This is a genomic window from Flavobacterium marginilacus, from assembly GCF_026870155.1.
GTDB classification, from domain to species: Bacteria; Bacteroidota; Bacteroidia; order Flavobacteriales; family Flavobacteriaceae; genus Flavobacterium; species Flavobacterium marginilacus.
Genome location: NZ_CP113975.1, coordinates 50,928 through 64,376, shown reverse-complemented (window position 1 = coordinate 64,376; position 13,449 = coordinate 50,928). Strand labels below are relative to the sequence as shown.

At 35.8% G+C, this 13,449-nt stretch carries 9 protein-coding genes and 2 pseudogenes; 2 read left to right on the top strand and 9 right to left on the bottom strand.

The genetic code is table 11. The features are described from left to right. Positions 1-5 precede the first annotated feature (5 nt). On the top strand, positions 6-764 hold the full coding sequence (locus OZP07_RS00285) for an SDR family NAD(P)-dependent oxidoreductase (RefSeq protein WP_281636858.1): 759 nt from the start codon (positions 6-8) through the stop codon (positions 762-764). A 108-nt stretch (positions 765-872) separates the two neighbouring features. Next, positions 873-2,544: pseudogene (locus tag OZP07_RS00280) on the top strand (IS1182 family transposase). A 142-nt stretch (positions 2,545-2,686) separates the two neighbouring features. Here OZP07_RS00280 and OZP07_RS00275 read toward each other — a convergent pair. The 9 genes and pseudogenes from OZP07_RS00275 to OZP07_RS00240 form a co-directional block, all read right to left on the bottom strand. Further along, positions 2,687-4,846 carry a glycoside hydrolase family 97 protein gene (locus tag OZP07_RS00275; protein ID WP_281636857.1) on the bottom strand — a complete coding sequence of 720 codons (2,160 nt, stop codon included), beginning with the start codon at positions 4,844-4,846 and terminating at the stop codon, positions 2,687-2,689. Positions 4,847-5,088: 242 nt separating this feature from the next. Then, positions 5,089-5,634 carry a hypothetical protein gene (locus OZP07_RS00270; RefSeq protein ID WP_281636856.1) on the bottom strand — a complete coding sequence of 182 codons (546 nt, stop codon included), beginning with the start codon at positions 5,632-5,634 and terminating at the stop codon, positions 5,089-5,091. Between the two features lie 117 nt (positions 5,635-5,751). Then, positions 5,752-6,249 carry a hypothetical protein gene (locus tag OZP07_RS00265; RefSeq protein WP_281636855.1) on the bottom strand — a complete coding sequence of 166 codons (498 nt, stop codon included), beginning with the start codon at positions 6,247-6,249 and terminating at the stop codon, positions 5,752-5,754. Between the two features lie 94 nt (positions 6,250-6,343). Beyond that, a complete protein-coding gene (locus OZP07_RS00260) occupies positions 6,344-7,060 on the bottom strand; it encodes a heterodisulfide reductase-related iron-sulfur binding cluster (RefSeq protein WP_281636854.1) in 717 nt (238 codons plus the stop codon). Positions 7,061-7,160: 100 nt separating this feature from the next. Continuing rightward, positions 7,161-9,266 (bottom strand): FAD-binding and (Fe-S)-binding domain-containing protein, encoded by a 2,106-nt coding sequence (locus tag OZP07_RS00255; protein ID WP_281636853.1) that lies wholly within the window; start codon positions 9,264-9,266, stop codon positions 7,161-7,163. A gap of 198 nt (positions 9,267-9,464) precedes the next feature. Continuing rightward, the gene (locus OZP07_RS00250) at positions 9,465-10,670 is read right to left on the bottom strand and encodes an IS4 family transposase (RefSeq protein ID WP_281636852.1); all 1,206 of its coding nucleotides are present in this window, start codon (positions 10,668-10,670) and stop codon (positions 9,465-9,467) included. An 84-nt stretch (positions 10,671-10,754) separates the two neighbouring features. Beyond that, a pseudogene (locus OZP07_RS22195) lies at positions 10,755-10,856 on the bottom strand (hypothetical protein); the annotation flags it as partial. A gap of 227 nt (positions 10,857-11,083) precedes the next feature. After that, positions 11,084-11,848 (bottom strand): Bax inhibitor-1/YccA family protein, encoded by a 765-nt coding sequence (locus tag OZP07_RS00245; RefSeq protein ID WP_281636851.1) that lies wholly within the window; start codon positions 11,846-11,848, stop codon positions 11,084-11,086. Between the two features lie 77 nt (positions 11,849-11,925). Continuing rightward, entirely contained in the window at positions 11,926-13,404 is a 1,479-nt protein-coding gene (locus OZP07_RS00240; protein ID WP_281636850.1) for a murein hydrolase activator EnvC family protein, read from the bottom strand. Positions 13,405-13,449: the final 45 nt, after the last annotated feature.

Genomic DNA, 13,449 nt, shown 5'->3' with positions numbered 1-13,449 from the left:
TTAAGATGGGAAATAAAATTGCTCTGGTTACTGGCGGGAGCCGCGGATTAGGAAAAAATATGGCTTTGAGTCTTGCCAAAAAAGGACTGGACATTGTGTTGACATATCACAGCAAAAAAACCGAAGCTGAAGAAGTTGTAAGCGAAATCGAAAAATTAGGCCAAAAAGCCGTGGCACTTCAGCTGAATGTCGCTGAGGTAGGCAGTTTTGATTCTTTTTTTCAAAATGCATTATCGGCTTTAAAAAACACTTTTGGTACCGATAAAATTGATTTTTTAATCAATAATGCCGGAGTCGGAACTTATGCAAGTTTTTCCGAAACCACAGAAGCGCAATTTGACGATATGGTTAACATTCATTTTAAAGGGACATTTTTCCTGACTCAAAAAGCTTTGAACATATTGAATGACGGCGGTGGAATTGTAAATATTTCGTCTGGATTGGCACGCTTCTCATATCCTGGATATTCTGCTTATGCGAGCATGAAAGGGGCAATTGAAACATTGACAAGCTATCAGGCGCAGGAATTAGGCGCAAGAAAAATCAGGGTGAATATTGTTGCTCCGGGAGCGATTGAAACCGATTTTGGCGGTGGTGCAGTTCGTGATAATGAACAGCTAAATCAGCAGATTGCGTCTCAAACGGCATTGGGCCGGGTGGGGCTTCCTGATGATATTGGAAGTGTGGTTGCTTTTTTATGTACAGACGATTCAAAATGGGTAAACGGACAGCGAATAGAAGTTGCTGGAGGAATTCATTTGTAAAACTTATTAATTGAAAAAAACAAAGAGGCTGTCCAAAAAGTAAGGACAGCCTTTTTTTTGCTGTTTTTAATCTAAAATAGTATCTTAGAGTTGCACAAAAAACGAGCAATGGCTAAAGTAATATTTAAATCGCAATCGATCAATACACCGGAACTTTTTCCGATAAATATTTTTGATAAAATTTCAGAAAACCACCCTGTCCGCTTAGTGGACAAGGTCGTCAATTCATTGGATATAAGCCATATACTTAAAAAATATAAAGGAGGAGGGACCTCGGCTTATCATCCCAGAATGATGCTTAAAGTTTTGTTTTACAGCTATTTGAGCAACACTTATTCCTGCCGAAAAATAGCAAAAGCACTCACCGAGAACATTCATTTTATGTTTATTTCAGGCAACTCAACCCCTGATTTTAGAACCATCAACGATTTTAGAGGAAAGGTTCTAAAAGAAAACATCAAAGATTTATTTGCAGAAGTAGTCAAAATGCTTGTGGAAATGGGCTATGTCAGTCTGGATATCCAATACATCGATGGAACAAAAATTGAAGCCAAATCCAACAAATACACCTTTGTCTGGCGGGGTTCTATAGAGAAATACAAAGAAAAACTCGAAGTAAAAATCAACAGCATCTTATCCGATATCGAAAACAGTATTTTATCAGATAATCAAGAAGTCAACAAGGAAGAATTACCAAAAAAAATAAACTCGGAAGAGCTGAAAGAAAAATTATCAGAACTCAATAAAAAACTCAAAGAGCCCAACAAGAAGATAACCAAAGAGCTTGAAAAGCTTCAGGAAGAGCACCTGCCAAAGCTTGAAAAATACGAAAAAGATTTAGTGATTTTAGGCAATAGAAACTCCTACAGCAAAACAGATCCTGACGCTACCTTTATGAGAATGAAGGAAGACCATATGAAAAACGGACAGTTAAAACCTGCATACAATCCTCAGATTTCTACTGAAAATCAATTCATTACCAATGTAACCATTCATCAGACACCTAACGACACTACGACTTTAAAATCCCATCTGGAGGAATTTGAAAAAATGTATCAAAAACAAAGCAAAACAGTTGTAGCCGATGCTGGTTATGGAAGCGAAGAAAACTACGAAATGCTTGAAAATAAAGACATAACAGTACTATGTAAAGTATAATTATTTTCACAAAGAACAGAAGAAAAAAATGAAGGACAATCCGTTTCTTGTCCAGAATTTGTTCTACAATATACAGCAGGATTTTTATGTGTGTCCAATGGGACAAAGAATGGAAAACATTGGCAGTGGAAAACGGACATCGGCCAACGGATACGAATCACAAGTATCTTATTATCAAGCAAAAAGATGTGATGGATGTCCACTTAGAAGTTTGTGCCATAAAGCCAAAGGAAACAGAACAATAGAAGTAAACCACCGCCTGAACCAATTAAGGGCTCAGGCCAAAGAGCTGCTCATGAGCGAAAAAGGACTCGAACACCGAAGCAAACGCCCAATAGAAGTTGAAGCAGTATTCGGACAGCTAAAAAACAACAATAAATTCAGCCGGTTTACTTTCACAAGCATCGAAAAAGTGGAAATGGAATTTCTATTGATGGCTATCGGGCATAATTTCAGAAAAATGATAGCAAAGAACAATGATGCGTCGAAAACTCATCTAAAAATCTCCTTCAGAGTTCTAAATAGAGCTATAAAAGTCGAAATTCACTTTTTAAATACTGTAACAGAATATTTTTTCATTAATCAACCAACCCAAAATCGATTCCTGAAATTTGCAGCATAAAAAAAGCTGTCCTTTTCGGACAGCCTCTTTTATTCCCAATGAACGATCCTAACCGAATCCTCAAATCTTGCAGCACTTGGGGGTATGTGGCAAGGATTTATTCATCGGAATTTGTCATTACAATTTAGCGGGACAAATGTTTTTATAATTTTTTCAATCCTTTCATATCGGCATCGTTTGCTTCTTTGATGCTGATGGCAACTCCTCCTCCCGGAGCTAAAAATTGTTTCAATACTGTTTTAGAATTTACAATTGCTTTAGTTACCGTGTATTTTTGAGGATTTTCATTCCAGTTTGCCTCTTTTGCATCGGCATACACTGTAGCAATGAATTTTTTTCCAGCAGGCAAATAGCCGAAAGTAATGTTAGCAGTTCTAGCATTTTCATCGGTAATTCCGCCAACAAACCATTCATTTTTCCCTTTTGCTTTACGGGCAATCGTGATATAATCTCCAGGTTCGGCTTCCAGTACATAACTGTTGTCCCAATCTACAGCAACATCTTTGATGAATTGAAAAGCATCTGGAAAACGCTCATAATTCCCAGGAATATCTGCAGCCATCTGTAACGGACTGTACATTGTTACATAATAAGCTAATTGTTTTACCAGAGTGGTATTGACACGCTGTTTGCTTCCCGTTCCATAATAAGAAAGGTCGGTTTGGAAAATCCCTGGTGTAAAATCCATAGGGCCCCCCATTAATCTTGTAAAAGGCAAAATAGTAGTGTGATCTGGATTTAATCCTCCCATAGATTCAAACTCAGTTCCACGGGCAGATTCCTGTGCAACCCAGTTCGGAAATGTACGGTTTAAACCTGTTGGGCGAACGGCTTCGTGGCTGTCAATCATGATTTTATAATCGGCGGCACGTTTGGCTACATTGATATAATGATTTACCATCCATTGCCCATCATGATGTTCTCCGCGCGGAATAATTTTGCCCACATAACCTGTTTTTACAGCATCGTAACCATTGTCGTTCATGAATTGAAAAGCACGATCCAATCGGCGTTCGTAGTTGGTTGCCGATCCTGAAGTTTCATGGTGCATGATAATCTTTACACCTTTTGCAGCAGCGTATTCATGTACAGCTTTGACATCAAAATCTGGGTAAGGCGTTACATAATCAAAAACTTCTTCTTTCCAATTTCCAATCCAGTCTTCCCAGCCTATATTCCAGCCTTCGATAAGGATAGCATCAAAACCGTTTTTGGCAGCGAAATCAATGTATTCTTTCGCTCTTTCGGTTGTAGCTCCGTGTTTTCCGTTTGGTGTTAATTTCGAAAAATCATCGGTTAATTTTACATTATTTTCTTTTCCGAATGCCCAAGTACTTTTCCCAGCAACAAAATATTCCCACCAGATTCCGATGTATTTTACTGGTTTTATCCAAGAAACATCCTTGTAGCTCGTTGGTTCGTTGAGGTTCAATATTAATTTTGAAGCCAAAATATCAGTCGCTTTATCACTTACAACAATAGTTCTCCAAGGTGATTGTGCATCAGTCTGCATATAACCTTTATTACCAACAGCATCGGGTGCTAAATGGCTGCGCATTTTATAAGTCGCAGCATCAAGTTCCAGATACATTGCAGGATAATTGATTAGAGCCGCTTCGTGAATGTTTATATATAGACCATCAGTGGATTTCATCATTGAAGGTGTTTGTACCGCTAGTTCTTTGATTGTCCACTGGGAATTGATTTCGATAGTGGCTTTTTTCATCAACAAAGGAACTTCAGAAATTTTTGAAGTAGTGTAGGCATATTCATTGGTATCATAATCTCCTGGAATCCAGAAAATTTTATGATCACCGGCCAATTGAAATTCGGTACGTTCTTCTTTAATTACAAAATAATTCAAGTCATTCTGTTTCGGAAATTCATATCGGAACCCTAATCCATCATTAAATAATCTAAAACGGATGCGGATGTATCTGTTGTTATTTTTGGCCTGAGCCAAAGTAACCAGCAGTTCGTTGTAGTTATTACGAATCATTTTTTCCTCTCCCATAACTGGATTCCAGGATTCATCTACCGATTTTTGTTCCGTATTTATAATAGAAAAACCATCCATAAACGAAGGAGCATCTATGATCTCTAATCCCAATGAACTAGGCTTAATTACTGATTTTCCTTTGTATGTAAGCTGGTAGGAGGGAACTCCATTTTCTTTTAATTCAAATTTTAATGCAAGATTCTTATTAGGCGAATTTATTTCCTGTGCCTGTATTAAAAAAGGAGCAAGACAAATCAATAAAAACAATGCATTAAGCTGTATTTTTCTTAGGTTATAAATCATTTTTTATTTTTTTGGAGTAAAAAGAATAATGCAAAGGCACACAAAGACAAATAGTTTCGAAGTATTAAAAATTTAAACAACCATACAATTAATTTAAACAAAAAGTTATATGAATTAAATCTTTGCAGTCTTTGTGGCTTTGTAATAATGTTGTGAATTACAAAGATATAAAACAAGGTTAAATAACCTATTTGTAACCTATTAGTTTATGCGATTTTTAAACTCAATATTTTTAAGTTTTTTTAAAAAACCAATGCTTCCCGTAAAGCTTCAATACTTTTTATATGTATTCCTCTGAAACAATCATCTTGACACCCATCTTCGACATAGCCGCAAGTGGAAATTAATCCATTGTTTTTGGTCTCAAAGTATGTTTTTGCATTATTTCTTTTGGGTAACCATTCCAGTTCGGCTTTTGAATATATTTCATCTAAAGTTAGAGCAACTGCCCCATTATCTTTGTGAATGCCTATTTCATTTCCATTTTCAGTCCATTCTAATGCTTCTTTTGGAATATTATTTCCTAATCCTTGGGTATTAGTATATTTAAACTTTCTTTGAACAACTTTTCCGTTAGATACGCTTATGGTAGTTTCCCAAGCTGGGCCACTCCAAGACGCTTCAACGACTGTATATTTATAGGAATTATGAGTTGTTTTTTTAAAATCTGATAATGCATTACTGCTTGTTTCGAAATCATTATTGAAGTCTGAGTTATCATCTGATTCACAAGAAGAAATCAAACTACTAATCAATACTAATGTAATAAGGTAAATTCTATTTTTCATAATTTCTATATTTTATTAATATAGATGCAATTTTGGCTATTAGGTTGCTTATTAATCTGTTATATTTTAAAAAACCGTTGACTTTATCAACGGTTTCTCTATAAATAATAGCATTTTTTAAGCTTCTGGTTGTTCGTACTGCCAGCCCTCCTCAAGAAAATCCTGAACGATTACACTATATTGTGCTCCTACTTTTTCGGAAAGAATATCAGTCTTAAAAACAATTTTTTCTGATAAATAGTTTTTAAATAAAAACCCCGCAATCAATACAATTACAGCTGGTATTATTCCGTCAGAAAAAGCGTCAGCACTAAATGTAAATAAGAAAGGTAAAATAAGGATAATACCCGCAGCAATAAAAATATATTTTTGAGCTTTTGCGTTAGCTCCTTCATGAATAGATCTACAGCTTTCGCACCTAGGCACGCCAATGGACACTTTGTTGAAATTTACTTTTCTAACAACCAGATAATTAGATCTTTTTTGTTCAAAGAATAAAGTTTCAAAAAAGCAGCTATCAATCAATGTCATATCTTTTTTTCGGCAATAGCTGCATTTTTTTTCAAGAGGTTCAATCCTTTTTAAAGTTTCATTTACAATGTATTTTTCTTCCATAGGTTAATGTTTATTAATGATTAGGTTATATGTAATTAAAAGTTTGAAAACCAAATCTAGTTAATTTATTCGTATGAAAAGAATTATTATTTTCTTATCTGGTTACTTCATCCACCAAATAAAAAATAGATTTAAAATCGATACCGCTCATTTTTTCGAGTCCTATTTCGCAGGTTCTGCTGGTTGAAAAACCGTCTTTACAGCTGGCTGGAATCTGTGCTTTTAAATCTCGTAGTCCGTGTTCGTTTAGTTCAGGAATTAAGAAACCTCTGTCTCCGGCAAAACCGCAGCAATTGCTGTCAATAAGGGTTACGCTGTCTGCACAAAGTTTAGACAAGGCTGTTAATTGTTCTGTCATTCCAATTTTTTTAACGGAACAAACAGGAAAAACGGCCACACTGCCTTTTTTCTTTTTTACTGTCAACTGAGGCATTACATAATCCAGCATAAATTCAATCGGATCGACAATTTTTAGGCTTTTGGAAAACTCTTCTTTCGAATGATAAAAACACGGGCTCATATCATACAAAACAGGATATTTACCATTTTCTGAAGCTTTTAGCAGTTCTTTTTCCAATGTTTCGGATTGTGTGTGATTAGCTTCTGCATAGCCCTTGCTTGAAAAAGGCATACCACAGCAATGACTGTCTATCGATTCGGGATAAATTATTGTGAATCCGGCACGAACCAATAAGCGGTGCGTAAGTTCGGTCAATTGCAGATCGTCTGAGTCCTGAAAATGGGTTTTTCCCATGCTTCTGTTTATGCAGGAAGGAAAGTAAACGACTTTTAAATCGGTAGCTGTATTCATTGTTTTTTATTAAAAGGTTGACCGCGAATACTCAAATTTTTAATTTAGAACCCTTTAAAAATTAGTCATAAATTGAAAAAAGAAATTCACGGAATTGCGATTAATTTTTAGTGTTAATTTTGTTGGCACCTTTTGGCATTTCTGGAATCCATTTCGGCACTTTTCCAAAGCTGACAAAATGTGACACATTAGATAAGGCTGTCATAATGGTGGTTCCAAAAATAGAATGGAAAAAAGAAACCATTTTTAATCCGGTTCTCATAACCGATGTAGTTCCCGCCATGTGTGAACCAATGTAAGCGGCAGTTTTTTTATTGCCGGCACTTAGTTTATTGGCACGCCAGGTTTTTACAAATTTTCCGGTATCAATATGAACGGGGCAGGCCAAGGCACAAAGTCCGTCGGTAGCACAGGTTTCATCCAGCTGGTAAGTAACGTCTTTCCGAATATCGGCTAATCGCTGTGGGTCATCATTCGCTTCTTCCAATCGGCTGATTTCTCTTGCAATCACAATGCGCTGTCTTGGTGATAAAGTTAAACCTTCGGATACACAGTGCGGTTCACAAAATCCGCATTCCATACATTTATCAACGATGGCATGGGATTCCGGCATTGGTTTCAGATTTTTGAGATGTGCTTTTGGATCCGGATTGATTAATACGTCAGGATTTATTTTATTATTTGGATCAAAAATAGTTTTGATTCGTTTCATGATTTCATAAGCGGCAGAACCCCATTCTTTTTCTACAAAAGGAGCCATATTCCGGCCGGTTCCGTGTTCGGCTTTCAAAGAACCGTTGAAACGATCCACAACCAAAACAGATAATTCGGACATTAGTTTTTCGTAACGGTCTACTTCAGTCTGATTTGAAAAGTCCTGTGAAAACACAAAATGAAGGTTTCCTTCCAGTGCGTGTCCAAATAAAACGGCATCGTGGTATTCATATTTTTTAAATAAATTTTTCAATTCCAAACAGGCATCTGCTAGTTGCGGGAGGGGAAAAGCGACGTCTTCTATGATTACCGTTGTTCCGTTTTTTCGCAGTCCGCCAACTGTTGGCAGCAAGCCTTTTCGTGCTTTCCAATTAAAATAATACTGTTTAGGATTCGATGTAAATTCATATTCTGCATAGGTCGGAATAGATTCAATTTCTAAACGGACTTTAAGCTGTTTCAATAGCATATTGTCCAAATCATTATCCCGGCATTCAACTAATAAAGCGCAGGCGGATTCTGGTAATGTTTTGAAATAATCGGGAGCATCAGGATCATTTTCTACAGAACGGATGGATTCTCTATCCAGTAATTCTACTGCAGCAACAGGAGCCGATTTCAATAAAATAGTGGCATTGCAGGCATCCTGAATCGTTTTGAAAATTAATAAAGAACAGGATTTATGTTTTTCGTCTATAACCGTTTTGAAAGTCACATTCGAAATAAAAGCCAGAGTTCCCTCAGAACCGACCATCAGATGTTTGATGATGTCAATAGGATCTTCATAATCGACTAAAGCATTAATACTATAGCCGGTTGTGTTTTTTATTTTGAATTTGTTTTTAATCTGATGATAAAGCGTTTCGTCATTTTTGATCTGATCTCTTAGGCTTTCAATTTCTTGAATCAAGGCAGGCTGATCTTTCTTGAAGGCAGTAACACTTTGTGCATCGGCGGTATCAAGAATGGTTCCGTCATGGAGTACAATTCTGATGTCGGCTATGGTCTGATAGGAGTTTTGTGCCGTTCCGCAGCACATCCCGCTGGCATTATTGGCTACAATTCCGCCTATCATGCAGGCGCCGATTGAAGCTGGATCCGGACCGATTTTCAATCCGTGCGGAGCCAAAAAAATATTGGCACGAGCTCCAACAATTCCGGGTTCTAGTTTTACTTTTTCCTTGCTGTCAAAAAGTTCAAAGTTTTTCCAGCCGTGCGTGGCAACTACTAAAACCGAATCGGTAATTGCCTGTCCTGATAAACTGGTTCCTGCTGCACGAAAAGTCAATGCGATATCGAGTTTTTTGGCTTGTTTTATAATTTCGACAACCTCCGCTTCGTTGTGCGCGAGAATGACGATTTTTGGAATCAGCCGGTAAAAACTTGCATCTGTTCCGTATGCAAGTGTCTGCAGCGGATTGGTCAAAATACGTTTAGGATCAATAGTGACGGATAAAATGTCTTTTAACTTTTGATAGGAATGTGCTAGCATTGCGATTGCATTTTATAAAGAGGGCTCAGGTTTTTGTAATGAAAGTGTAAATTTAGGGATAAGTGTATGTTCTGCAATTTGAATTCTTCTGAATCTTCATAATTCTTATTGAGAAAAAATAAGCAATCAGATTTACTTAGATTTTTTAAGGTTACTTGCAAAAAAACACAAATGTTTCTCTTTAGCCCCGATTGCAGTCTACCGTGTGGACACATCTAAAAACAATTGCCATCCCTCCATTATTGAAGCAAATTTCTGTATTCCGATAGAGAAAGTGGTTATTCCTGGTTTTCTCCCACTTGCATATCCTTTCCATCCACCAAGCCTTGCAATAACCCAAACATATCTTTTTAAATCCTTTTGGATATGAGGATTTTTTAATTTTTCTGTTTTTCCTTCTAATTTTATCATTTGATATTCTAAACATTCAAGTTCTTGATCTGAAAAACAACTTCTCGCTTCTATTTCTTCCTCTGGAATACTATATGCTATTTGCATTAAAAATAGTTTGACAATTGTCTCCATCATCATTAAAGACAATTTTCGAATAGATTTTGCAGAACCTAATTCGCTTGCTTCTATATTAAATCCTTCCTTTTTTAGAATTCTAAAAACCTCTTCTATAATCCATCTACAAGTATACCATTCGATACATTTTAAGGCTGTGTCTAGGTCTAAGACTTTAATGGTTGTTAGTAATCTCCAGCATATTGGATTATCAATGTTATCGCCAATTTCTTTTGCTTCGATGATATATAAATCAAGGCTTTTGGGCGCATTCTTTGAAACTAAATCATTTTTTTGGATAGTTACTTCAGAAAATCTAACTTCTAAGGTAGCTTCCCGTTTGTTTATATTTTTTCTTTTATCACCTTCTAATTCTATCGTATATTTCCCTTTAAGAGGTTCATTGGCTATAAAACTAAACAATTTAACCTTGCTTAGTAGCGTTCTGTTTGCTCTTGCTCTTACCAATAATTCCGTCTTTTGATCTGGAATCATTGCAAATTGCTCATAAATATCACCTTCTCGATCCTGAATGATGATGACTTTTTTTGATTTCTCTAAAACTTCCTTGGATTTTTGGGAAGATTCTATCCATTTATAAGATTCCTTTTCTTCAATTGGAAGCAAATTATAATTCCTTTCCTTTTTTGTAAGTTTCTCTAAAGGCCTGTTCCATATTTTTACATCTGAAAAGCCATACGGAACAAAACTATAAGCATCTATAACGAAACTAGGATGCAGTAAAAATCCAATTCCTCCTTTTGTTGCAGCATTAGTCAATCCTATAAATTCGTCTTTTTTAACTCTGTTTTTATGATTATATAAATTGACCTCACTTGTGTCCTGTATACATAAAACTGTTTTGTCTTGAGCTGAAAAACAGCAGTTTGCTGACATGTTTTTAATTAATTTCGATTCTGAAACTCTTTTGTTCTGCAAGAAACGATAAACTGCTTTACATTCTGAATCGCTTTGTGTAAGCTGACGTATCGAATGAACACAATTATGAAATAAACTATCTAATATTAAATTACTCCTTTTTAATAGTCGAGAATCATCAATGTCTGTAAAATATCTTCGCATATTATATCTTTATTTAGTGATAAAAATAACGAAATTGTATTTGTGTCCACACGGTAGGTTTGCAGTGGAAATCCTTGTGTGACGGGGTTCGGCATGCAAGATTATAACGGAAAGCGGGACCAATACCGGCTGAAAACGCCCAATCTTTCTGCTCCAAAAAAACTTTTGAATGCAAAAAAAATACCCTTCGCATTGGAAGGGTATCATTTTATAAAATAATGCTGTTATTATTTTTTATTCAATTTAGAAAGCAATCTCAGGAACTCGATATATAGCCAAACTAGCGTTATCATCAATCCCATAGCGCCGTACCATTCCATATATTTTGGCATTCTTTGTTCAACTCCTTTTTCAATTCTGTCAAAATCTAAAAACAAATTTAACGCAGCGATTACTATCACAAATACACTGATACCAATACTCATCATAGAATTTCCATAATGTACAGGTACAAAACTTGTAAATAAAGAAAACAGCCAGGAAACTAAATAATAGGTTGCAATTGCTAATGTAGCAGCAATTACTACAGATTTGAACTGCTCCGTTACTTTTACAATTTTATATTTGTACAATCCAAGGCAAACGGCAAAAGTAACAAAAGTTGCCCCTACTGCCTGAGTGACAATTCCAGGATACATTGCTTCGAAAATAACAGATATCCCTCCTATAAACAATCCTTCGAAAAGAGCGTAGCCAGGAGCTAAATAAGGTGAATATTCTGGTTTAAAAGATGCTGTCAGAACTAAAATCAATCCTACGATGGCACCGCCAATTATTGGAACTGCTGGATTTAGTAATTCATTAGAAGCGGCCCACCAAATTACAGTTGCTGATGCAATCAATAACAAAAAAAGGATTAAACTTCTATTGATAGTTCCAGACAAAGTCATGTCCTGATTTTCTTCAATAGTGACTGCGTTAAAAGAATCCGTTCTTCTGGAAACAGCAGTTGAAAATGTTTTGTTATTTAAAAAAGGGTTATTCGAATTCATATTTTCTAGTTTAAATTTTACCAAATATAAATTATAATTCTGAGATGATGATTTAATTTTTTATTAATTTTTTTCTGCTATTTAGGTGCCAGCCAAAGTTTCGGATTAGTGTACGTCATGTTTTGGGTTATCACAAATTTTAATATTGTTTTACCATCACCATTAGTCTTTATTTTTCCCAAACTTTGTTTTATGCTCACATTATCACCCAAACTTACTTTCACTGAGCTCAAATTTTGATAAATAGTAAAAAAGTCACCATGCTGTAATATTACCAATTTATTTACGGGCGAAATAACGTTAATTCTCGTTACGATTCCAGAAAAAACAGCTCTGGCACTAGCTCCCGAATCCGTAGTAAATTCCAATCCGCTGTTGTGGATTTTAAGTTCTTTATACACCGGATGAAATTGATCGCCATATCCCAAAGAAATAAATCCTCTTTCGACCGGCCAGGGCAATTTTCCTTTATTGGCTTTAAAATTATCTGAATCCACCTTGTCCTTAGGCGACATATCTATTTTGGTAGATGAAACAGCTGCGGCTGGTTCAACAGGTGCTTCTTTGGCAACAACTGGTATTTCCTTTGCGATGGCTTTTTCAACTTCCTTCGGAATCGGAATTGGTTTTGGTTTTGGTTTTGCTTCGGCTTTGGCTTTGGCTGCTGCCAATGCATTTGCTTTCTCGATTTCTTTTTTCTTTTCCAATGCTTTGGCTTTTTCCAATGCAATGGCTTTAGCAGCCGCTTCGGCTTTGGCTTTTTCAAGTGCAGCTTTTTCTCTCGCTGCTTTTTCTCTCGCTGCTTTTGCAATGGCGGCCTTTCTGTTTGCCTCAGCGATTGCTTCCCGGATTAACTTATCTATTTTTCTGTCAATTGCCTTAGACTCTAGCTGCTTTTTCTTAATGTCGGCAATAATTTTCTTTTTATCATTTTTTAAGGACTCAACCAGTTTTTCCTGTTCTTGTTTTTCTTTTTCTAAAGACAGTCTTTCTTTATCATTCTCGGCAATCAGCTGTTCTTTGGCACTTTTTTGAAGATCTAATTTTGCATTAAAAGTATACAAAGCATATGATTTAGACTTTATTTCCTGTCCCTGAATTCTCCTATAATTTGCATATTGTTTCATATACTGCGCCCTTTTATAGGCCTGCAGAAAACTCTCCGAAGATAATAAAAACATTGCCCGGCTCTCTTCGGAACGGCTTTTATAGGATTGAACAATCATCTTAGCATAATCTGCTTTGAGTAATTCGAGTTCTTTTTCCAGTTTATTTATTTGGGCTTGATTTACAGAAATTGAATTTCCAAGAAGTGTTTTTTGTTTTTCGGTAGTTGCAATTAATTCTTCTTTAAGCTTGATTTTATTGCTTTGCAAAACGATGGCCTTAGCAGCTGTTTTTTCTTTCTTCTTTACCGTTTGAAGTTTGGTCTCGTTTTCGCGGATCTCTTCTTGAATTTTAACTTTACGCTCTTCTAATTTTTTTTGCTGATTGTCCTGGCTCCAAATTACAGCCGATGTTATTAGAAAAATAAAGCTTAAAAAATATTTTGGCATCGTAAATTATATATAATGCAAATTTAATGAATGATTTTATTAAAA